Below are 22,482 nucleotides of genomic sequence, written 5' to 3'. Positions count from 1 at the left end.
AAAAAGTCCACCTCCAGATTGACTATAAACAAAAAGAACCTTGAAGCGTCGCAACACTTCAAGGTTCTCCTTCTTTCATGATCCCGTACTCGCAAATGCCTTTAGTCCTAATAACCAGAACCGATAAGCAATCAAACAGGCGATGATCGCGACAAGTGGTGTCGCGACTGCCATCGCGCCGTAACCTCTTCCGTCAAAGAAATACATCGCCGGATAAAAGGCGGTAAATCCGAACGGAATGATGTAGGTCAAGACGAACATCAACACCTTCGAGTAAATCGTCATCGGATAACGGGCGAAGTCACTCAAACTGAAGACCGCTGAGACGATCGGTAAACTGTCGACCATCCAGAACGAGAACGTCGCAAAAAACAGGTTGATTGCGATATAGAGCAATCCGCTCGATAAGACGAGCACGAGCAACATCAAGACATCACCGAAGCTCCAGACCATATCGAGATGATCCGAGGCGATGTACAGTACGCCACCGCCAATCAATAGTTGACCGAACCCGTCTTGCTGGACCCGCTCAGCGATGATTTGAAACAACGGATTGACTGGGCGCATCAACAACCGATCCAGATTCCCGGTCCGGATGTACTGCCAGCCGATCGTCCAAAGATTATCAAAGAAGATATGATGTAAGGCTCGTCCTAAAAAAGCGATCCCGTAAATGAATAGGATCTCGTAAAAGTCCCAGCCGTTTAACGTCTCGATATGCTGAAAGACGACCGACAGGAAAAAGAGTGAGGCGAACTGTTGACCGAAGACCGACAAGACACCGATCAGGAAATCGATCCGGTATTCCATCATCACTTTAAAATGACTTTTGACATACAACCAGTAGAGTTTTATGTATCGTTTCATCCGCCGAACACCGTCACTTTCCGGATCGCGAGCGCGAACGTGATCCGCAAGATGACAAAGAATCCAATCAACCAACCGATTTGAATCAGTAACGCTTGCAGGATACCGCTTGCCCCGATCTCTCCCGTATAGATTGCAACCGGGACGTAGACGAGTGAAGCAAACGGTAAGTACAGACTAATCGTCTGAAACCAGTCCGGAAACAGCGTCAACGGGACGATCGCACCGGACATGATCGTGATGACGGCGTCTTGTAAGACGGATAGTCCCCAAATATTGACGGTGTAGAAGGCGAAGATGCCGACGAGCAGGTCAATCAACGTCGCAAGCAACACGGCACAAAGAACGCTGCCTACGAAGGCGAGTCCAGCCAGCCACGACTGTGGTCGATCCACGCCGATGAACAGGATTGAGACGAGAACGAGTGGCAGGATCGAGCGGAACAAGACCGAGACTTTTGAGCCAATATCTTGAGCGAGTAATTTATCGAGCAAGTGATACGGACGGAGCAACTCGATTGCAATCGCCCCTTGTTTGATCATTCGGGCAAGATCACGTCCGGCACCCCCTCGGAACTGATCGATCATCGTCGCAAGCACCGCATACGTCAGCATCGTCGACAGTGAGATACCGGAGACATCGGTCTTATTGGCATACACGGCTTGCCAGAAGAAATAGAGGATGAACAAACGCATCGTCACGCTGAACATGCTTGCCCAGTACCAGGCCGTGTAGGCGAGATCAACCTTGATTTGGGACCGCATCAACGCGGTATATTTACGGATTCTCATGCACTGATCCCCGCTTGGTAGAGCTTGCGGATTAACGTCTCCATCTTCGGTACGGACACGGAGACGTCCCGAACGGCGTACAGCGAAACGATTTCCTTGATGACTTGACCGCTTGACAGTTCTCGGTCGTCGAAGGCGAGCTCATACGTTAGTTCATCCGTCTCAAACATGATCACACGATTGATCAACACTGTCGGTAAAGCGAACGGCACCGGTTCTTCGAGCGTGATTCGAAGTGTCCGCTCGTGACTGAAGGATGCCTTCAATTGATCAATCGTATCGTCATAGATGATTTTGCCGTCGTCGAGGACAATCACACGGTCACAAACTTCCTCGATGTCCTGCATATCGTGCGTCGTCAAGATGACGGTCGTTCCCCAGCGATCACTCATCTCGCGGATGAAGTGACGGATCGTCTCCTTGATCTCGATATCAAGCCCGATCGTTGGTTCGTCGAGATAGACGACTTTTGGTCGATGCAGGAAGGCTGCGGCTAGTTCACAGCGCATCTTTTGTCCGAGCGACAGTTGTCGGACCGGTACGTCTAGAAGCGGTGCGAGATCGAGCTTCTCCCGAAACCACGCGAGCGTTTCGTCAAACTCGGACGTCGGTACTTGATAGATTTCCTTCAACAGCTCAAACGATTCTTGGACCGGAATGTCCCAGAACAGTTGTGTCCGCTGACCGAAGACGGCTCCGATTTGTGACGCGTTCTTGACGCGGTCGGCGTGTGGATCAAGTCCGAATACCCGGACGTTCCCCGCGTCCGGACGTAAGACTCCAGCGAGCATCTTGATCGTCGTTGATTTCCCCGCACCGTTGAAACCGATATAGCCGACGCGTTCTCCTGGCGCGATCGTCAAATCAATCGCTTTGACTGCCTCTTTCGTCCGGTATGTCCTGCGAAAGAGTGCTTTGATCGCCCCGCGTAGCCCCGGTTCCCGTTGTAGGATTTGATAGTGTTTCGTCAGTCCTGTTGCTTTGACGGCATATGGTTGCATGTATTCTCCCCTTTTTGTGCAAACGCTTTCCGAAAACGTAGTATACCAAAAAAATCCAAGATTCTTCCATCTCTTTTGAAAATTTTTCTCGATATTCTGACGTAGTCGCGTAATAATAGATGAAAAAGGAGTGGTCTGACCATGCTATTACGCCATATGACACATCGGCTTCATATGAAATCAATCGTGACGCGCGGTGGGTTGTCACCGACATTTCAAATCGATGCACCAACAGGCTGGATCGCCTTTGAAGTCGATCCTCCAAGCGTAGCGTATCAAAATCACTTTCATCAATTGAAGAGTGATTGGCAGGATGGAGATGTCGTTACGCTCGAATTTGACGGGGAGCGGATGCAAGCGGCAGGCTTCGAGATTCTGCAATCATCAGAAGACGTCCGCAATCAACAGGCAGAGAGATTAGGCGTATCCATCGAGGAAATCGGCTCGTATGCATTCATTCGTAATTTCGTCTCACTTGATTATCTAATCGAGTCTTCACGCGAGAAAATCTCCGAATATTATTGAGCTAGACGAGAAGTTCTCTTTTTTAAAAGATAAGGAAATATTGATATTTCTCAACATCGTTAGGGTATCGGACCAAGTACTGTATAAATGCTTTTAAAATGAATCATTTCGAGAGGAACACGAACATGTGGAATACATTGAATCATCTTATCCTCAACGTCGCTCTGACCTTTTTCTTCGTGCTCATCTCTCTGTTCTTTTTTAAACGATTTCAGTTTCGAAACACGTTCGACAGCTGGTTGAAGAAAAATCTGTTAGTACTGATTCTTGCGACAGGTGCCGACTACTGGATCATCCATAATGCCATCACCTATGAGGGATTTCAATTCGACTTATCGATTACCTTGATTGTCATCGCCTTCATTTATGGAGGTATTAGTAGCGGCTTCATCACGACCCTCGTCTTCGCTTTCCTTCAAACGTTCGTTTTTGATTCCGCTCATGCCTATTGGCTGATCGGTACGTATCTGATCGTCAGCATCGTTGTCTTGTACTTACAAAATGAAGCACCGGATCGATTCATCTCGTTTCCAATCATCTTCACGATTGCACTCATTCTCTGTTTACCATACGTTCAACATGTTCAACCGAATGATATGACAGCAATGACTGTCTTTCTCATCGGGAATGGTTGCGCCGGTCTCCTCTTGCACAGCATCTTGCATCAAGTCCGCTGGCACTTCACTCAAGTCCGGATGCATCGGCGTCTCGCCTTGACGGATACGTTGACAGGTCTCGATAATCGACGTCGCCTAGAAGAGACCGTCCAACGATACAAATCCCAACAGACAGACTTTTCAATCATGATCATCGATGTCGATCATTTCAAACAGGTCAATGATACTTACGGTCATGACCGCGGTGATCATATCTTACGACAAATCAGCTCTTTGCTTGCATCGTATTGTCCCCCAACTTGTGTGCTCGGACGATTCGGCGGTGAAGAGTTCATGATGCTGTTGCCGGAGCATTCGTTGCCGAAGACGCGTCGACTCGCGGAACAAATCTGTGAAGCCAGTGCTAAGCGGTCGTATGAGTTATCAGCGACGGAACCGCTGCAAGTGACGTTATCGATTGGGGTGTCCCGCCAAACTCATCAACCGTCTGAGACCCATAATTTTCTGCAGACGATCCAGCAGGCAGACGCTGCCCTCTATCAAGCGAAGAAGAGTGGTCGGAATTGTGTCTTTCATCATGACCCGTTACGTTAAAGAAAAAAGTGCCCCCTCGCGTGACGTGGAGGGGGCACTGCTATCTGAAATGGAGGAACGAACGTGGAAATCACGAATGTCTTACGCTTTACCGATCGCGATGGCTTTCGACAGTGGCTGACGAACCACGCAGATCACGCGACCTTCTGTTGGGTGATTCTCAGTCGAAAACAAGGCGGAGATGGGTTACTTTATCTCGATGCCGTCGAAGAGGCACTTTGCTTCGGCTGGATTGATGGAATTGCAAAGAAGACCGATGACGGTGAACTGGCGCAACGATTCACCCCGCGTCGAAAAAACAGTAACTGGACCGAACTGAACAAGGAACGGGTCCGTCGCTTAGAGCGCCTCGGCTTGATGCAATCGTCCGGACGACAGGTTCTACCAGACATGCGTCCTGATGCGTTCGTCATCGATGACACGATCCAAGCGCGTCTTCAAGAAGACCCGATCGTCTATGAACAGTTTAATGACTTCCCGGAACTCTATCGACGCATCCGAATTGATACGATTCAAAGTGTCCGCAAGGATCCTGTTCTCTACGAAAAACGTCTGCAAACGTTGATTGAAAAAACGAAACTGAATCAGATGTACGGTCAGTGGAATGATGGTGGTCGTCTTTTACTCGAAGATGTTCCGGAGACGGAATCAATAGCTGATCGGTCAGACCGCTAAGAAGATCTCTTCTAACGATTGGCGTTCGATCTGTACCTCGTAGACTTTGACGTCTTGTTTTGCAAGCATGACGAGTAACTCTGGAATATCTTCTTCCGTCGTTAGAGTTAGCTGTGTATACTCATCGGTTTGTGACAAAAGTCGAGCGTATGCTGGCAGATGCGATGGCTCTACTCGCGGAACAGTCCGAATACGGATTTGAATCTCCTGCCTCATTGCTTCTTGTAAGGACGCAACGGTTCCGCAGCGGACGATTCGCCGCTCCGCCATGATGGCGACACGGTCACACATCTTTTCGATCTCATTCAAGTTATGTGAGGTCAAGAAAATCGTTTTCCCCTCCGCTTTTAATGCAAGCAACAATCGCTGGATCTCGATCGCCGACTCTGGATCAAGACCGGACGTCGGTTCATCTAAAAAGAGTAATTCCGGATTTCCAGTGAGCGCTTGCGCGATACTGATCTTTTTCTTCATCCCAAACGAGAAGCTCCCGATCTTTTGTCGCTCCGTCCCGCTTAATCCGACCTGTTCGAGCAAACTTCCAACTTCTTGCTTACTGATGCGAACTCCTGATAATCCTGCCATGTATTCGAGGAACGCACGTGCCGTCATATCATGATACAGATTCGATGTATCCGGCATGACCCCGATTCGTTGTTTGACGGCATCCAGTCGATCAACGGGTTCACCGAGGAGCGAGACGGTTCCGCCTGTTGCTTGCGTAATCCCGGTCATGATTTGAATGAATGTTGATTTTCCGGCACCATTACGACCTAAAAACCCAAAGATTTCTCCAGGCTCGACCGTCAAATCCACCTCTCGTAAGACTTCTTTCGCACCGAACGATTTCTTCAACCCTCTTACTTCAATCGCATACATATTACAAATCCTTTCGTTTTAGCTTTAAGTAAGCAATCGTCAAGAACACCCCACTCCACAAAACAGGTAACACTAACAACGTTCCAGACATAATGACGGCATGATACGGCAAGATGTATTGAAACGGTAGCAGATACCATTTTTCTGAGAACGCTGACCAGAGACCGATGATCGGTACGACAATCCCGAGAAAAATACCGAGGAACATCGCCAAACCAGGCTTCGCAATCATCGTAGACAAAAAGATGTTGAAACTGGTGATGTAGATGATGACAATCAGAACCGTCAGATAATCCATCCAGAACCATTGCTGTGCGTAGAGTGAGACAATCAGGAAATTGATCGTAAGCGTCGCGCACCAGAACAACAATGATCCGAGAAACTTCTCCAAAACGATTCGCAGACGCGACGTCTTCGTGACCAGTAAACGAATCGTCCGCGTCTCGATTTCACGATTGATGATGTCGTGTGATAACGCAGCCACGAACAGAAAACCGAAGAACAGGATGAAGAACTTAATGCTTGAAGTATAGGCAGACGGTTGATTAACGCCAGCAAGCAGTTCCGGATGCCTCGTCAAATACGATGCTGTGAAGACGGACGTGATCGTCAGAAAAAGAATCAATAGAATCGCTTTGATGCTTTTGAAGCTGCTCGTGAATTCTTGTTTTAAGATTGGAAACATGACGGACTCCTTTGGACATATTTTTGATTAACGCAAGCGTTCTTTTACTTTCGTGACAAGGACACCGAGTCCATATAAGGTAACGGCTGTTAAGAGCATCGTGATGATGGTTTCCATGTGAATTCTCCTCTATGTAAATGACGTGTTATCTTACTCTACGCTACTCTTTGAAGAAAGTTTCCTTATTTTTCAATTCCCAACATTCTCCTCATGGTACAGTAAAAGAAAAAAGGAGACGGCAAATGAAACGTTATACGATCACCTGTCAGCAACAATCCGTCCACATTACGGAATGGGGAACCAAACAGCTTCCGACGATTGTCTGCTTTCATGGACTCGGCAGTACGAGTCTCAGCTTCATCGAAATCGCCGAAGCGCTCGCGGACGAATTCCGTCTGATTGCGATTGATTTACCCGGTCACGGCAAAACACCAGCTTTCTTAGATCCCCTACACTATCGCATGAAACCCTTTACGGACTGGATCGACGAAGTCTTACACATCCTTGATGTCAAGCGGTTCTATGCCTTGTCGCACTCGTGGGGAAGTGTTCTCTCGCTCTATTATTTGATTGAACATGCGGACCGTGTGCTCGGCACGATTCTGATTGACGGCGGCTATCACAGCAAACGGCTTTACGGTCGTTCCGTAGAGGAAGAAGTCGCCTTTTATGAACAAGATTTCGAGGATTCCGTTTCGACATGGAAAGAATTTTTGGATATTGCCGTTTATGCCCCAAACGCCCGTCGCTCCCCCTCCCTTGATCTAGCCGGAGCCGATCTCCTTCGGATGGAGGAAGGACGATTCCACTGGCATGCGCGAGGAGAGACGGCTGCTGCGATCGTACGCGCGCTTCACCACGAGGATGTTCTTGATTTCCTCCCGGACGTTCCACCAGCGAACATTCAGTTGTACGTCGCAACGTTACCGACAGATCAAGCATCGATCCGTCAGCAGGCAACGAACCTATTACATGAGATGACGCAAGCGACGGTCCATTTCGTCCCGGAGACAGGACATCTATTACACTGGGATCGTCCAGACGTCATCATCGAAGCGATTCGTCACTACTGGACGTCCGGAAAAAGATTGTCTTTCATTTGAAAAATGATTTATCAAAATTAGGCGAGAATACTCCCACTTCTAAACGTTGAGGGCGAAACCCTAGTGAAAGTGGGAGATGAATCGCCAACTATCCTTTAGGGTATGCTCCCTTCAAGGAGGTGAAAAATCATGTTAAAACATAAGGCTTACAAATTCAGAATATATCCGACAAAAGAGTAGGAAATCCTGATCGCCAAGACGATTGGTTGTTCACGATTCATCTTCAACCACTTCTTGGCGAAGTGGGATGAAACCTATAAGGCGACAGGAAAAGGACTATCCTACGGCTCTTGTTCGAAAGAAATCCCTTTGTTGAAGCAGGAGTTCGACTGGTTAAAAGAAGTTGATAGTACGTCTATGCAGACCAGTGTCAAGCATCTAGCCGATGCCTACGACCGCTTTTTCAAAAAGCAGAACGAACGACCTCGCTTCAAATCGAAGCGTAACCCTGTCCAATCCTATAAGACAAACATCCAGGGGAAGTCCCAACTACCTGAAGTCTCGATTGTCGAGAATAACCTCAAACTCCCGAAGCTGAAGTGGGTTCGTTTCGCCAAGTCGAAACAGGTCGAGGGTCGCATCTTGAACGCCACGATCCGACGAAAGGCTTCTGGCAAATACTTCGTCTCCCTGCTCGTCGAGCAGGAGGTCAACGAACTGCCCAAGACCGGCTCATCCATCGGTGTCGACGTCGGGCTGAAGCACTTTGCCATCCTGTCGGACGGCACGGTGTACAAAAACGACCGCTACTTCCGCATGCTAGAGAAGAAGCTAGCGCGAGAACAGCGGAAGCTGTCCCGACGTCAGCTCATCGCCCTGAACAAGAAGATCAAACTCTCCGAGGCGAAGAACTACCAGAAGCAGAAGCGGAAGGTCGCCCACATCCACGAAAAGATCGCCAACAAGCGGACCGACTTCCTTCACAAGGTATCGACCGAGATCGTCAAAAACCACGACGTCATCGGGATCGAGACCTTGCAGGTAAAGAACATGCAGAAGAACCGCAGGTTGAGCAAGTCCATCTCCGAGGTCAGCTGGTCGGAGTTCTTCCGCATGCTCGAGTATAAGGCCGCCTGGTACGGCAAGACCGTCGTGAAGGTCGGGAAGACCTTTGCCTCGAGCCAGCTCTGTTCGAGTTGCGGCCATCAACACAAAGACGTGAAACATCTTGCTCTACGTGAATGGACATGCCCGAGTTGCGGGGTCCATCACGACCGCGATGTGAACGCAGGACTGAACCTCAAACAAGAAGCCGAACGAATCTTGGTCTCTTCAACCGTCGGAACGACGGGGTTAGCCTGATAACGTTTCGACCGTTAGGTCGAATAACTCAGGAATCCTCCACCTCTAAGCAAAGCGTAGGTGGAGGTAGTTCAATATGGAATTAGAGTAAAAAGGAGGGGTTCCTATGCTAAAACGAGTAACGTTCGTTTGTGTAACCTTATGCGTCGCGATCGTCGCCGTGCTCGTCGCAGCACGCCATTCAACAGGCAATACCATCTCGTTAGAGGAGCCGTTATCGGTCTACATGGCGATTGGTCTAATTGTCTTCTTATTCCTACCACCACTCATCCTATCGTTTTTCGAAAACCCTGTACTGAAGATTGTCAATGTCATTTATCAATCACTAATCGTCTTTAGCTTCGTCGGATTAATTCCGGTCGGCTTCTTGATTCCGAATGGTTCTTCGACAATTATCGTCGCCGTCCTCGGAACGGTCGCTAGTCTTGCGAGTGTCATCGTGACAATACGAAGTTACTCGATTTTATCTAACTATTCTTCTGACGTTCGTTAATCCACTTTTTTAGGCTACTTTCGACGCGATAGTCGGAAGTAGTTTTAATTTTCTTCTATAAATTTATTTATCAATAAGCTCATTTTTATTATTTTTTTTGATTCATGCGGGCGTATTCTAATCACGTAGCCAATCGGCAAACGAAAAAGGAGGAACATATCATGAGTAAACACATCTTAATGGTTGTCACGAACGCAAAGGAAATGAAGGAAGGTCACGCAACTGGACTTTGGTTGTCTGAGTTCGCAGAAGCATACATTGAGTTCAAGAACGCAGGATATACAGTCACAGTCGCAAGTCCGAATGGCGGCGAATCACCAATCGACGCACGGAGCCTTGCAGACGAAGTCCCAGCTGAGATCCAAGCGACAGCTCCACTCTTTAAAGAGACACTTGATTTGAAATCAATCCAGGACTTCTCAGCATTCGATGCAATCTTCATGCCAGGCGGACACGGAACGATGTTCGACTTACCACAAAGCGATGCCTTGAACAACGCCCTTCGGACATTGTTTGAAGCGAATAAAACAGTCGCTGCAGTCTGCCACGGACCAGCTGGACTCGTTAGTGCGACACTTTCAGACGGAACACCACTCGTCGCTGGAAAAACGATCGCAACGTTCACGGATGAAGAAGAACGCGCGACAGGTCTTGACGTCTACATGCCATTCTTGCTTGAGACACGTCTTCGTGAACTCGGTGCGAACATCATCACGGCTGACAACTTTACGGAAAACGTCCAAGTCGACGGAAACCTCGTCACGGGTCAAAATCCACAATCAACGATCGCAGTCGCGAAAGCTGTCATTAATACACTCAACTAATCGAAACAAGAGATCCTTTGGATGAAGGGTCTCTTTTCATAGGAGGTTATTCGATGATTCAACTGATTGCCCGGATCGAAGCGCATCCGAATCAAGGCGAACAGCTCGCTTCTATCATCGAAGGTGTGATCGCACCTTCTCGTGCCGAGGCAGGCTGCCTGATGTATCAGGCACACCGCGCTATCGACAAACCGAACGTCTTCTTTTTTTACGAACAATGGCATGATCAAGATGCTTTCGATCAGCATGTCGCCTCACCGCACTATCAAGCCTATCGAGCAGATAGTGCGAGTCTCGTCGCTGATCGTGCGTTGACATTCTTAGATGACGTATCGAAGTAATGTATATTTCATAAAAAAAAGTCCAATCCTCTCAGCATTTTTGCTTGTGGATTGGACTTTTTTCATACGATTCAACCTAACGCTTTAATCACCTGCTGCAAAACCGGATCATGACGAGATTCCGTTCGATAGGCGACGTATAACTGATTCGTCGCGAATCGTTCCGGTGCAATCCGCTGGACCCGTCCAGCACTGACCGCTACCTCGACGAGATAATCGGGGAGGACGCTGATCCCGTGCCCCGCTTCGATGGCTTTTAGAATCGCGTCGACGTTCGGTAAAATCATTTCCGGACGGATCCCAGGTCGTTCCCCGAACTGCGTCTGATAGTACCGACGAATGATCGGCAGCTCGAGTCCGTAACTGATCCAGCGCTGACGGGCCATCCATTCCTTTAGATCCACTTCCGGAACTTCGTAGCCAATCGGGGCGATCAAATGAAAGCGTTCGTCAGCGATCGGGACGTACTGGACGCCTGGCTCATCAATCCGTTTCGTTGCGATGATGAAATCGAGCTCATTCGAGAGCAGCCGTTGCAATAAGGGAACCGTCAAATCAAAGATGGCCGTGAATTGGGCGATGTCGAGCGGCAATTTTGGCACGATCCCATGCGTGACGAATTCTGTCGGTCCACCGAACTTCAAGACTGGACGAGGTTGTTCCCCTGCTTCGTACTTCATCTCGAGCGATAACTCTTCAAGCCGATCAATCAACCCGACGACTTGTGTATAGAGGGCTGTTCCGGCGTCTGTCGGAATCATTTGCCGAGGTGCACGGATGAACAAAGACGTCTCAAGCTCTGCCTCGAGCGCCGCGATATGCTGACTGACCGCTGGCTGCGTCAAAAAACGAATTCGGGCAGCTGCCGAGACGGAACGTTGTTGGTAGACATGGATGAAACTGCGATACCATTCAAAATCAATCATGTAATGTTCTCCTTTAAGTTTACTCTCTCCCTGATTATAGAAAGACTAAATACATAAGACAAACAATGATTTATCTAGAGTATCATAAAAATATTTATGAATGATTTGAATAAGATTTTTTAAATTTTATAATTGAACATTGTATTAAGACTGTATGCCGTTCAACAGATGAGATAGTCTTGATACAACATGATACTATGTACACATACTTACTTGAAAGGTCGATGAACCATGAAAAAATTTCGCGGTAAACGCCGTTATTTTAAAAATCTAGAACTTGAATTCAAAAGTTATTCTTCTCCCTCCTATATTGATTCAGACGACTGGCATGTGCACCCTGACTTTTATGGTCATGGCAATACGAGTCTGCGCCTTCGTAAAGCACATCTTCGGATCGCGTTGAGCGCTTTGCAGGACATGCGCCAAAAACTCGAGGAAAAACAGATCGAGCATCAGATTTATATGACAATCGCCCGCGAGGATGCTTCGCAGGACGCACTACATGTTCACACGCAAAATCCGGTTGGAACACCGTTTCCACTTGAACAGATTCAGTCGCTCTCCCTTTCTGCAGATGTTCCAGAATGGATAACGGATCTCTTTTCGACCCATGCGTATACGATTTATCAATCACAAGAGGAATTCACGGATTTTACGGAAGACGAACCTATCACATCGACCGTCACGCTTTTTTACATCATACCTAGCCCTTAAATCGACACGAAAACGAGCTACCCTTTCTTTAACTGGAAGAGGTTAGCTCGTTTTGTTCGTTTTCTCTTATGGTAGCAAGACGACTTTGCCAAATTTGCCAGCTTGTTTGAAGTACGCTTGGGCTTCTCGCGCTTCAGCGAGCGGGAACATCCGGTCGATGACCGGCTGAATCGTCTGCGTCCGAACTGCCTCAAGCAGCTTCTCGTAATCATGACGATTGCCAAGGACGGATCCTTGCAGACGGATATGCTTTAAGTAAAGCGTTCGAAAATCAAGCGACGTCACCTGTCCCCCGGACGATCCGGAAATGCAGTACGTTCCGCCGCGCTTTAGCAGCTCAAGACCTTTTTTAAACACGGCATCGCCGACGACATCGAGAATCGCATCGACCGGACCGACTTCTTGCATGACTTGTTGATCCCAGTCCGGCTCACGGTAGGAGACGACCAGGTCCGCCCCGAGTTCGTGCAATTGATCCGTTAGCTTCAAGTCACCAACGAGTGCGACGACACGCGCGCCGAAGACACGCTTCGCAATCTGGACGTTAAGTGAACCGACACCGCCACTGGCGCCTGTTACGAGAACGGTCTGCCCTTGTTGTAAGTCGAGTTGCTCGACCATATGCCACGCCGTCAAGCCACTGACCGAGAAGACGGCACTGTCCGTATAGGAGGCAAGCGGCATGTCGTAACAGAGCTTAAGCGGCCAACGAACGTATTCAGCGTACCCGCCGTCATACTCGGAACCGATGAACGATAAGTTCTCGGCACTCTGTTCGTCTTTGATTTCTCCACTTGCTGTGAACGGAAACAAGACAACGTCACGACCGATCTCCGATTCTGCGACACCGTCTCCGACCGCGACGATCCGTCCGCTGATGTCTGAACCGGGGATTCGTGGGAATTGCACACCTTCTGCTTTCCAGCCTGATTCACTCTCCACACCATAGGCGCCTTCCCGCATCCAGATTTCTGTATTGTTCAAGGCACAGGCTTTGATTTCAATCAGCACCTCGCCTTGTTTCGGTTGTGGTGTTTCCATATCAATGTACTTCAGTTGATCGAGTCCACCATGTCCTATGACCGTGACTGCCTTCATGTTTTTGCCTCACTTTCTTTTCGTTTAGATATAGCATCTCTTATCCTTTACCCTTTTGTTTTTACATACACACCACGTCAAATAAATGATCAAACTCACCAAAAATTAAAAACTGAATATCTTTTCATTTAAAAGCTTTTCTATTTGATTTTTTCTTTTGGTAAAATAAAGAAAATACCAAGGAGGTGCCTCATGAAACGTGGTTTAACGTTAGCCGTTCTACTTATTCTAGTCGTGTGCATCATCGTTTTTGAACCGTTCCGGGGTGCACCGCCGAAACCTGAAGTTAAGGCGAACGGAAAGGATGTTCCGACCGTTCAAGGCTCTTATTGTTGGGATAGCTTACTTCGCAGTCAATGTGTCGATAAGATATATCGCAACGGACTTGATATGACAAAAGAGCAAAAACCGGTCAATGTCTCTGCCGGGGCACCTGTCCGTATCGAGTTAACCGGGGACCTCGAAAGCGTGAAACTATCGCAGTGGAATGATCAAAAAGAGGATGCCACTGTCACTTTGAAAAATGATCAGTTCAACGCACCCACAGAACCCGGTGTCTATGCCTATGAATTGAACTCCCGCTGGAAACAAGGCGACGGACAATTTGGATTCTCGTTAAAAGTTCAGTAAACACAATAACCCCTCTGTCGTCTCTAGGCGTCAGAGGGGTTTGCTATCATCCGGTTTGACGGTACAGTTGCAAGATTCCGAAGACGGTCAAGATGAGATAGCCGGTTCCGATGAACAAAAAGACCGGGCGAATCAATTGATCCTTCGGTTGTCGCGTAATGCCTTCGAAGAAACAACTGACAACGAAACCGAGAACGAGGATTCCACCATACATGAAGAGGAAGGTTACGAGAAGACCAACGAGACTCGGATTCGATAACGAAGGTGCTAACCATATGAGACCACTGACTAATGAGCCAAGCACAACTATCCCCATTACGATCCCGATAAGTGGATGGATCTTGTTCAGTCGTCGCATCATATCATGGCGTTTGACGAGACGCTCCACTAAGGTCATCGCTGACAGACAGGTCAGTAAAAATAAGATTAAGAAATAGATCGCTTGCTCGACTGGACGAAACGTCGTGAAAAAGACAGCTCCGGTAAGAACTAGGAGTGGAGATATGAAAAAAATCAAACGCTTCATTTCTTTTCCTCCTTTCGAACGACTTTCTTGATGGTGAACGCGTGACCATGACAATGTATCATACAACCTGTTACATCTTTTACCATTTTGATTATTTTTCCAATTCTGATACCTATGTATCATTTTCAATAATTGTAAAAAAATTGATAAAATTCTTTACTGTTTCATTCTGCATATGCTAGGATGAGACAAATCACATGAATCAAACGCGTCGAAGAGAACAGTACGTCATCTCGGCTTTTCCTAGAGAGCTCCGATTGGTGGGAAGGAGCATCAGCCATTGACCGAACCAAGCCTCTGAGCAGCACGGTGGAACCGAATCGGGGATATCGTGACGGGTGCTCCCGTTATCGAGCTCAGGTATTTGCCGTTTAAAAGCGGTCGTACCGATGAAGGCGGTACCGGTGACGGTCTCGCGAACAGGGGTGGCACCACGACACGCACAGTCTCGTCCCCAAGACCAACGTCTTGGAGGTGGGATTTTTTTATTGGCTTAAAACACAATAAAAAGGAGTGTGTCGGATGTCGAATTGGAAATACCCTGGATTGCTATTACTTGGTGTCGGTGTCTCGAACATCGGCGCTTGGGTCTACTTCATCGCCTTGAATTTAATTGTCCTTGAACGAACGGGATCAGCGTTCGCCGTCTCCGTTCTCTATATTCTGTTGCCGATCTCCGCGCTGTTGACGAGTCTTTGGTCCGGTAGTGTCGTCGATCGGATCAATCAACGTCGCTTGCTCGTGTTGCTTGACGTCGGGCGTGCCGGGCTCGTCTTTTCACTGACACTGATCGATTCACTGTATGTCCTTTATGCGCTCGTCTTTATCCTGAACATCGGCAACACGCTGTTTGAGACATCGTCGTTGATCTACATGACGAAGCTCGTCCCGGAGAACAGCCGCCAACGGTTCAATGCGTTAAAGAACTTTATTCAATCGGCCGGCTTCATTCTCGGACCGTCGATTGCCGGCTTCTTGTTTTTGATCGGTTCCCCGGAGACGGCGATCATAATGAATGCGGGAGCACTAATGTTTTCTGCTATTCTCCTGTCCTTCTTACCGAACGTTCACATTAAATCGAAAGAAAAAACAACATTCTCAATTCGAGTGATTCTCACGGACTGGAAAGAGACCCTTCAGTTTGCACGGACGCGGCGCTACATCACGCTCGTCTACGCCTTCTATGCGTTGATGATTGTCCTTATGAGCGGACTTGATTCACTCGAAGCCTCGTTTGCGACGATTGTCCTGCAGATGGATGAGAGCACGTACGGGTTTCTCGTCAGTATCGCCGGAATCGGTATCATCTGTGGTTCTGCGGTCAATGCGACCTTCACGCATCGCTTGTCGCTCCGCTTCTTGATTCAATTCGGAGCACTGGTGACACCGATCGGTTATTTGATTTTTGCCACAGCGACGTCATTCTTGACGGCAGCGATTGGCTTTTTCTTGCTGACGTTCGCCCTTGCGTTTGCGAACACCGGCTTCATGACGTTTGCTCAAACGCATATTCCGGTCGACTTGATGGGACGATTCCTCAGTAGTATCCATGTCGTCCAGTCAGCTGGTGTCATTCTCTTGACGGCGTTGATAGGTATCTATGCCGAGACCTCGATTCGCTTGGCGTATACCGTCTCTGCAGTCAGCTTCCTGTTCGTCGGTGGATTGATCGTCTTCATCGTCCAAAATCGAACGAAGCGTCATTATTTTACGACGGAAACGGATGAAACAATCAAGCTTTCGTCATGAGAAAGGAAGGTATTCATGGACCTGACCGCAGAACGAATTTTCCTACGCCCGCTTAACGTGACGGATGCACACGTCTTATTCGAACAAATCCAGGATGAGACATTACGTTACCTGACTGGTACGACGGCGACGTTTTCGCTCGAACAGATCGAACGACACATTCTTTCGATCCAAGCTGATCCGACGCGCTTTGACTTCGCTATCTGTTTGAACTCCGGTGAAATAATTGGCGAGTGTTCGATTTTAGACATCGATGTAAAGTTGAAACAAGCGGGCTTTCGCATTTCGATGCGCGCCCTCCCCTGGACCGGTCTAGGATACGGGTCAGAAGCGATCGCGTGTATCATCCGCTTTTGTTTCGAGGAACTCCGGCTCCATCGACTCGAACTTGAAGTGTTTTCCCATAATGAGCGAGCCATCGCTGCGTATAAAAAAGTTGGCTTTCACATCGTAGAATCGATTCCTGACGCTTTACTGTACAATGGCGTTTCGTTTGACGAGATCATCATGCGGAAATGCAATCCATTCCTTACTTTAAAGAATCAATCCTGATGTAGCACCTCCTTCGTGAGGTGCTTTTTCTAATCTAATAAAAACTAACATACCTAATTAACAGCTTTTTTAGTCAATTCACTTTTATTTGTATATAATGGAAAAACAAAAAGAAATATATGGATAAAAGAATATCTTATTGAAAGGAATTTTATGCAATGACCAATTAATCAAATCGAAATGAGGTGGAGAACTTGCTGAGATTCATCTGGAACTCCTGGTGGCGCAATAAGGAGCGGTTCATTCTGCTCCTCGTCGGCGTCCTGATCGTCAGTACCGGACTCAGTTACTTGATCGGTACGACGCAAGCGAACAACGGAACGGTCGTCGATGAACTGCAAAAACGTTGGGGATCGTCTTACGATATCGTCGTTCGACCGGAAGGCAGCCGGAGCGTGACGGAAGATTTGAAGTTGCTTGAACCAAACTATACAAGTGGTCTTGACGGCGGCATCACGCGTAAACAATATGAGACAATCAAAAAAATTACAGACGTCGAAGTCGCTGCCCCGATTGCGATGATCGGAAATAGTTATATCGATGCGAACGTCGGTACCCACACGATCACCGATCCCGGCATCTATAAACTGACGATCACCGATTCCCAAAATACCGGTCTGAAGATGGAAAAAGATACGACGACTTCCTTCCTTGCTGCCGGTTGGGAACCTCCAAGCGGGACACGTGTGAAAGGCGTGTCTTTATTAGAACTCGGAGAACAACCATTATTCGCTTATGGTAGTGCGACGATGCTCGCTGGAATTGATCCGGAAGCCGAGGCGAAAATGGTCGGACTGGATCAATCGACTAAATCCGCTACATACAGCCGCTATTTTAAAACGGATGACAGTCCCGTTGACATGGGGAGTGACGTCTATCAAATTCCGATCTTATTAAATCAGCGCGAGTACGTTGATGCCTTCCGGACATATAAATATGAAAAAGTTGATCTCCCCTTACAGAATAATTCGATCAATACGACGATGGAGCAAGTTATTCAAAAAGGTGGCTACAAGTACCTAAATACGTTACCTTTATCGGATAAAAAAACATATAAAGTCACGACTTCGGATACGCAGAAGACATTAGTGAATGACATTCTAAAAAATACGGTTCCAGAAGAGCCTCCCGGAAGCTTTAATTGGCTAGCACTCAAACCATCACCGATTTCCTATCAGAGTGTCGCTAGCCCCTACCCATCCCGGTGGCCATTCAGCTACCAGGTCAAACCATATGAAGTCACAAACGATAGCCTACTAGCCAAACGAACGATGTACCGTGAAGCACGTCTATTTGGAACAGACATTAATAACATGCCTAAAATGCGTTTTAATTACATTGGCGTCTTTGATCCGAAAAAGCTAGACATTTCAAAAGATCCGTTAACGGAACTACCAATGGAGACCTACTTCCCAGCGAAGGCTCAGTGGGTCATGGATAAGAAGGATCGTCCAGTTAATCCACCACGTGATGTCAAACCGACGAATGATGCCTATGACTTCCTGACAAAACCGCCTTCGATGCTGACAACACTGGATGCTGCCTTCAAGTTACGAGGCAAAAAAGCAATCTCTGTCATTCGCGTCAATGTCAAAGGGGTCGAGACGATGAATGCAGAGAGCGAAAAGAAACTCCACGCGGTCGCGCAAGAAATCGAAGATAAGACAGGACTGATCACAGACGTGACGCTCGGTTCCTCTCCGCAACTCGCTTTAACCTACTTACCTGGTCTAAAAGGAGAATCGGCACTCGGCTGGGTGCAACAGCCGTGGATCAAGCTTGGCTCCTCGATGGCTATTTTCCAAGAAGCCAAGGTCGGGATGAGTGGGGTCATCTTAAGCGTCATCGCGGTTGCTTTAGTGTATGTCTTTAGTTCAAACATCATTTTGCTGTTTGCTCGGAAAAAGGAATTCGCGATTTTACTGTCGCTCGGTTGGCGCCCGCGTCAACTATCGAAGTTATTATTCTTTGAAGCGACCCTCTTAGGAAGCTTCGTCACCTTGATTTCTTGGGCGATTCTCGGCTCATTCTGGTTGACGACGAGCCATGCGACTTCAGTCGGACGTATCATCCTGATTGGTCTCGTGGGTCTTCTCATCTACTGGGGCGGCACACTTGTTCCGATGGCACTCATTCGGAAAATTCGTCCTTATGAGAGCATGAAGTCGGGGGAAGTTTCAAAAGGACGCCGGATTGTCCGTGCTCGGGGTATCGTCGGCATGAGCATCAACCAGCTCGCGACCTATTGGCAACGCACTCTTCTTTCAATCGTTGCGATTGCCTTACCTACAAGCCTGTTCATCTTCTTCCTATTCGTCACGTTCCGCTTAAAAGGTGTCTTATATGCGACGTGGCTCGGTGAATTCGTCGCCCTAGAAGTCGGAACGATGCATTATGTCGCGATGGGCGTCGCACTCATGATTGCCATTCTAACGACGACAGAAATCATGTGGCAGAACGTCAATGAACGAAAAACACAACTTGCCGTCTTAAAAGCCACCGGTTGGCGAGATGGGTACATCCGCTCGCTCGTCCTGATTGAAGGGGTGATGACCGGACTCTTTGCCGGCATACTCGGTCTTCTCGTCGCTCTCGGGATGATTGGCTTTGTCTACAATCAGTTCCCGGTCAGCGAACTCGGCTTCTTAAGTACGATGTTATTGATCCCGATGTTAACTGGTGTCCTCGGTGCATTGCTCCCTGCACAACGCGCCGTACGAATTACACCAAATGCTGCTATTGGGAGTGTGGTCATCAACTCGAAAGCGACAGAGCGTCGCTTTAAAATCGCCCTTGGAACGACGGGTGGCGTCTTACTCGCTGCTGTCGTCACCCTCTTCTTCTTCGCATCGTCTGAGAATACTGATACATCGACGACTCCGGTCACGTCAAAAGTACCGACTGTCCAAACGACGGGAAGTAAGTTACGCGATATGAAAAATGATTCAAAGCCAACTGAAAAAGCACCGTCTAAGTCAACTGCGACGACCATCGACAAGCTGATGGAACAAGGCTTAGTTCAAACCTATCCAGGTGATCCGCTCCATAAACAGAGTACTTTCCATGTGGATCGGTTAATTCAGACACCACCCGCGTCGCTCGATTTACCGACACTCAAGCATGAACGTTATGTGACGGTACCAGTCATCCTACATGAAAAGGGAGAGAGTGACATCGGCTATGCGGTCTACAGACCGAATACTTTCACGCTTCAAGATGCGAAAGGACATTCTTATGAACCCATTGATTACGTCAATCACAATGAAAAAGCATGGGTCAATGCTTTTCAGTATTATCCTCCGTATCGCTCTCAAGTAGATTTGGTCTATCGCGTGCCAGATAAAAAAGCGACCTATGTACTGTTAGCGGACGGGGCTGCAGTCGGTAAAAAAATCACAGTAAAGATCGCTTTATAGAAGCGTACGAATTAAACCTGTTTTCTACGTATGAGCAACATCATCTCGATGTTGCTCTTTTAATTCCTACGAACGCCACTTCAGCAATCCGAATACCACACTTCTCTGATACACTGAGTCATGGAAGTTACATTACGACATATTTAGAACGGAGTCGAACCATGACATATTTCATGTATCTATTTTGTTTGATCGTCTGGGGACTGAACTTCATTGCTGTCAAAATCCAAGGAACACCTTTCGCCTTGGAAGTATCCCTGACCTATCGATTAGCAATGACCGCTGTTCTCTTCATCCTATTCGCGTTATTTGTTAAACGAATGATCAAACCTACCGCGACGGACATGCCTTTCATCGTCGTATTCGGAGTCTGTAACTTCGCTCTGAGTTACTTATGTCTCTATTACGCGACGATGTTAAGCTCTGCCGCCATCGTGACGTTGATTTTCTCACTCAAGGTCATTCTGACACCAATCGCTCTGCGCTTGTTTTTAAAAGAGACCCTCCATGCGCGCGTTTGGATTGGCGGATGTTTTGGTATCATCGGCGTCGGTGTCCTGATTGTTCCGAGTCTAAGCAGCATCCATGGACTGACCGATTTAAAAGGTGTCTTGATTGCCTTGGTCGGCACGCTATTAACAGCAGTGGGTGACGCCAGTTCAGCGCGGAACGCCAAGCAACGAATCAACCCGGTCCACGCCAACGCGATTGGATTCACTGTCGCGAGTCTACTGATGGGCGCAATCGTCATGATTCAAGGAACACCGCTTACGCTCCCGACAACCGTTACCTATCTTTCTGCCTTACTGTATTTAACCGTGATCGCATCGTTTCTTGCCTGGCTGTTTTATTTGAAACTCGTCGAACGGATCGGTGGTGCGAAGAGCGGCTATATGGTAGCACTATTCCCGTTGATCGGCGGTGTTGCTTCAGTATTGATCGGTGAATCGACGCTGTCTCTTCCTTTAATCATCGGGTGTCTATTTAGTTGCATCGGGGCTTCGATTGCTCTAGGGATTCGTCCGTTTCGGCAACGAAATAAAGTATTCAGCTAATGTCAATTCATGAACCGGAGTGATGAACATGTCTTCTCAAATCAGATGTACGTATGATTTTTTAAATTCACCGAACGCTATTTCAAATGCTTCAGCAAGGGACATTCCCACCATTCTGTCGATTGAAGCGAATGTCAAAATCATCATTGATCATGCACTATATCTCGAAACATCGTTATCCATCTTCGAGTTTTATAAATCGTTGTATCGGTGGAAAAGACAGGTGACGCCTTCATTCATTCCTGCCTTTTCTTATTATTCGGTGGAGTTTGACCATGATGAAGAAGAGGCAATCGTATCGATGGTCCCTTCCACGGATCAAGGTCGCATTCAATCGATTTGGGGCGATGAACGGATGAACACTGTTTTTCCTCTCGACACCTTAGTGATGTGCTTATCTGATTTAGAAAGGCAACTTCGATTCGATCTTGAAGCGTACTTCGACATTCAGCTGGATGCCTTCATCCGTCACATTCCCTATTCGTCATCAAAACTTTAATAGAATGAGGAGACTTCTATATGCTTGATTTATCTCGGTTCCAGATCGAGCTTGATATCAGGAAGCCAACACCCTATTTTCAGTCAACACCAGAACGCCGTATCCGCTTTTTAATGGAAGACCTAACTGCCTCGCAGTTGAAAGAAATTCTTCAGACGATTTTTCAAGAAGACAGATCCATCCACCTTCTATTCGTCGCTGCGTACATTCATCGTCATCGGCGTTATTCAGCAAAGGCACGAGTAGGATCATCGATCATGATTCGAAACTGGAAAGAGTATATCGTGGAAGATGAAGGAGCTCATACGGGTGTCGTATATGCACATGTGAAACATATAAAGCTAGATGAAATCATCTCCTACTGCTTAAACGTCTATCGAGGGCACACACCAGCTTACATCGTCTTCTTTGACTCGGATTTCCTTTTGTATGTGTCGACTGATGTAGTGGATGTCATCGGAACAGACGTGAATGCGATTAGGTCACTCAAGGAAACATACGCGCAAATTTACGATAGCTTTCACGACAAGTACGTCAAGTAATATTCATAATAAACCTAGATATGTAAACATAAGTATTAATAATTAATTTTTTTGATTATTAAGGTTCATATATTGAAT

Annotated in this window: 23 protein-coding genes and 1 pseudogene; 16 read left to right on the top strand and 8 right to left on the bottom strand. The window is 47.5% G+C overall.

Features of this window, described 5'->3' with window-relative positions; translation table 11 throughout:
- Positions 1-75: 75 nt before the first annotated feature.
- The 3 genes from L985_RS07980 to L985_RS07970 are packed head-to-tail and all read right to left on the bottom strand — an operon-like array spanning position 76 to position 2,659.
- Positions 76-867: an ABC transporter permease gene (locus L985_RS07980; protein ID WP_047390486.1), complete on the bottom strand. Its 792-nt coding sequence runs from the start codon at positions 865-867 to the stop codon at positions 76-78.
- Positions 864-1,658 (bottom strand): ABC transporter permease, encoded by a 795-nt coding sequence (locus L985_RS07975; protein WP_201247406.1) that lies wholly within the window; start codon positions 1,656-1,658, stop codon positions 864-866. The genes L985_RS07980 and L985_RS07975 overlap by 4 nt, the downstream gene beginning before the upstream one ends.
- Positions 1,655-2,659 (bottom strand): ABC transporter ATP-binding protein, encoded by a 1,005-nt coding sequence (locus tag L985_RS07970; protein WP_029341574.1) that lies wholly within the window; start codon positions 2,657-2,659, stop codon positions 1,655-1,657. The genes L985_RS07975 and L985_RS07970 overlap by 4 nt, the downstream gene beginning before the upstream one ends.
- 141 nt (positions 2,660-2,800) lie before the next feature.
- On the opposite strand from L985_RS07970, the gene L985_RS07965 reads away from it, so the two are divergent.
- The 3 genes from L985_RS07965 to L985_RS07955 all read left to right on the top strand — a co-directional run bounded on the left by L985_RS07965 (position 2,801) and on the right by L985_RS07955 (position 5,070).
- Complete coding sequence (locus L985_RS07965; protein ID WP_029341573.1) at positions 2,801-3,184, top strand: hypothetical protein; 384 nt, start codon at positions 2,801-2,803, stop codon at positions 3,182-3,184.
- A gap of 125 nt (positions 3,185-3,309) precedes the next feature.
- Positions 3,310-4,395, top strand: a complete 1,086-nt coding sequence (locus tag L985_RS07960; RefSeq protein ID WP_052169369.1) for a GGDEF domain-containing protein — start codon at positions 3,310-3,312, stop codon at positions 4,393-4,395.
- Positions 4,396-4,458: 63 nt separating this feature from the next.
- Positions 4,459-5,070, top strand: coding sequence for a YdeI/OmpD-associated family protein (locus tag L985_RS07955; RefSeq protein WP_034785982.1), 612 nt, complete (start codon positions 4,459-4,461; stop codon positions 5,068-5,070).
- Here L985_RS07955 and L985_RS07950 read toward each other — a convergent pair.
- Positions 5,059-5,949: an ABC transporter ATP-binding protein gene (locus L985_RS07950; protein WP_029341570.1), complete on the bottom strand. Its 891-nt coding sequence runs from the start codon at positions 5,947-5,949 to the stop codon at positions 5,059-5,061. The genes L985_RS07955 and L985_RS07950 overlap by 12 nt on opposite strands.
- A gap of 1 nt (position 5,950) precedes the next feature.
- The gene (locus tag L985_RS07945) at positions 5,951-6,634 is read right to left on the bottom strand and encodes an ABC transporter permease (RefSeq protein ID WP_047390491.1); all 684 of its coding nucleotides are present in this window, start codon (positions 6,632-6,634) and stop codon (positions 5,951-5,953) included.
- Between the two features lie 242 nt (positions 6,635-6,876).
- On the opposite strand from L985_RS07945, the gene L985_RS07940 reads away from it, so the two are divergent.
- The 5 genes and pseudogenes from L985_RS07940 to L985_RS07920 all read left to right on the top strand — a co-directional run bounded on the left by L985_RS07940 (position 6,877) and on the right by L985_RS07920 (position 10,697).
- Complete coding sequence (locus L985_RS07940; protein WP_047390493.1) at positions 6,877-7,737, top strand: alpha/beta fold hydrolase; 861 nt, start codon at positions 6,877-6,879, stop codon at positions 7,735-7,737.
- Positions 7,738-7,866: 129 nt separating this feature from the next.
- Positions 7,867-9,039 (top strand): annotated as a pseudogene (gene tnpB, locus L985_RS07935) (IS200/IS605 family element RNA-guided endonuclease TnpB).
- Between the two features lie 106 nt (positions 9,040-9,145).
- Positions 9,146-9,532 carry a hypothetical protein gene (locus L985_RS07930; protein WP_047390495.1) on the top strand — a complete coding sequence of 129 codons (387 nt, stop codon included), beginning with the start codon at positions 9,146-9,148 and terminating at the stop codon, positions 9,530-9,532.
- A 161-nt stretch (positions 9,533-9,693) separates the two neighbouring features.
- Complete coding sequence (locus L985_RS07925) at positions 9,694-10,356, top strand: type 1 glutamine amidotransferase domain-containing protein (RefSeq protein WP_029341566.1); 663 nt, start codon at positions 9,694-9,696, stop codon at positions 10,354-10,356.
- Positions 10,357-10,409: 53 nt separating this feature from the next.
- Positions 10,410-10,697 (top strand): putative quinol monooxygenase, encoded by a 288-nt coding sequence (locus tag L985_RS07920; protein ID WP_029341565.1) that lies wholly within the window; start codon positions 10,410-10,412, stop codon positions 10,695-10,697.
- Positions 10,698-10,768: 71 nt separating this feature from the next.
- Here the strand turns inward: L985_RS07920 and L985_RS07915 are convergent, their stop codons facing one another.
- Positions 10,769-11,623 (bottom strand): LysR family transcriptional regulator, encoded by an 855-nt coding sequence (locus L985_RS07915; RefSeq protein WP_047390499.1) that lies wholly within the window; start codon positions 11,621-11,623, stop codon positions 10,769-10,771.
- 231 nt (positions 11,624-11,854) lie between these two features.
- Here L985_RS07915 and L985_RS07910 point away from each other — a divergent pair, with 231 nt between their 5' ends.
- Positions 11,855-12,337 carry a hypothetical protein gene (locus L985_RS07910; protein WP_051656255.1) on the top strand — a complete coding sequence of 161 codons (483 nt, stop codon included), beginning with the start codon at positions 11,855-11,857 and terminating at the stop codon, positions 12,335-12,337.
- A gap of 66 nt (positions 12,338-12,403) precedes the next feature.
- On the opposite strand, the gene L985_RS07905 is transcribed toward L985_RS07910, so the two are convergent.
- Entirely contained in the window at positions 12,404-13,435 is a 1,032-nt protein-coding gene (locus L985_RS07905) for a zinc-binding dehydrogenase (RefSeq protein WP_047390502.1), read from the bottom strand.
- A 192-nt stretch (positions 13,436-13,627) separates the two neighbouring features.
- Between L985_RS07905 and L985_RS07900 the strand changes: the two genes are divergently transcribed.
- The gene (locus L985_RS07900; RefSeq protein WP_029341561.1) at positions 13,628-14,065 is read left to right on the top strand and encodes a hypothetical protein; all 438 of its coding nucleotides are present in this window, start codon (positions 13,628-13,630) and stop codon (positions 14,063-14,065) included.
- A 46-nt stretch (positions 14,066-14,111) separates the two neighbouring features.
- Here the strand turns inward: L985_RS07900 and L985_RS07895 are convergent, their stop codons facing one another.
- A complete protein-coding gene (locus L985_RS07895) occupies positions 14,112-14,591 on the bottom strand; it encodes a hypothetical protein (protein ID WP_029341560.1) in 480 nt (159 codons plus the stop codon).
- Between the two features lie 522 nt (positions 14,592-15,113).
- Between L985_RS07895 and L985_RS07890 the strand changes: the two genes are divergently transcribed.
- The 6 genes from L985_RS07890 to L985_RS07865 all read left to right on the top strand — a co-directional run bounded on the left by L985_RS07890 (position 15,114) and on the right by L985_RS07865 (position 22,404).
- On the top strand, positions 15,114-16,340 hold the full coding sequence (locus L985_RS07890) for an MFS transporter (RefSeq protein WP_029341559.1): 1,227 nt from the start codon (positions 15,114-15,116) through the stop codon (positions 16,338-16,340).
- A 15-nt stretch (positions 16,341-16,355) separates the two neighbouring features.
- Complete coding sequence (locus L985_RS07885) at positions 16,356-16,892, top strand: GNAT family N-acetyltransferase (RefSeq protein ID WP_051656254.1); 537 nt, start codon at positions 16,356-16,358, stop codon at positions 16,890-16,892.
- Positions 16,893-17,077: 185 nt separating this feature from the next.
- Positions 17,078-20,308 (top strand): ABC transporter permease, encoded by a 3,231-nt coding sequence (locus L985_RS07880; protein ID WP_235609885.1) that lies wholly within the window; start codon positions 17,078-17,080, stop codon positions 20,306-20,308.
- 161 nt (positions 20,309-20,469) lie between these two features.
- Positions 20,470-21,363, top strand: coding sequence for a DMT family transporter (locus tag L985_RS07875; protein WP_047390507.1), 894 nt, complete (start codon positions 20,470-20,472; stop codon positions 21,361-21,363).
- Between the two features lie 28 nt (positions 21,364-21,391).
- Positions 21,392-21,862 carry a DUF7878 domain-containing protein gene (locus tag L985_RS07870; protein WP_047390510.1) on the top strand — a complete coding sequence of 157 codons (471 nt, stop codon included), beginning with the start codon at positions 21,392-21,394 and terminating at the stop codon, positions 21,860-21,862.
- Between the two features lie 20 nt (positions 21,863-21,882).
- Positions 21,883-22,404: a hypothetical protein gene (locus L985_RS07865; protein ID WP_047390513.1), complete on the top strand. Its 522-nt coding sequence runs from the start codon at positions 21,883-21,885 to the stop codon at positions 22,402-22,404.
- Positions 22,405-22,482: the final 78 nt, after the last annotated feature.

The sequence above is a fragment of the Exiguobacterium sp. ZWU0009 genome, assembly GCF_000798935.2.
Taxonomy (GTDB): Bacteria; Bacillota; Bacilli; order Exiguobacteriales; family Exiguobacteriaceae; genus Exiguobacterium_A; species Exiguobacterium_A acetylicum.
The sequence above is the reverse complement of the archived record's forward strand: the minus strand, read 5'-3'. Positions and strand labels throughout refer to the sequence as shown.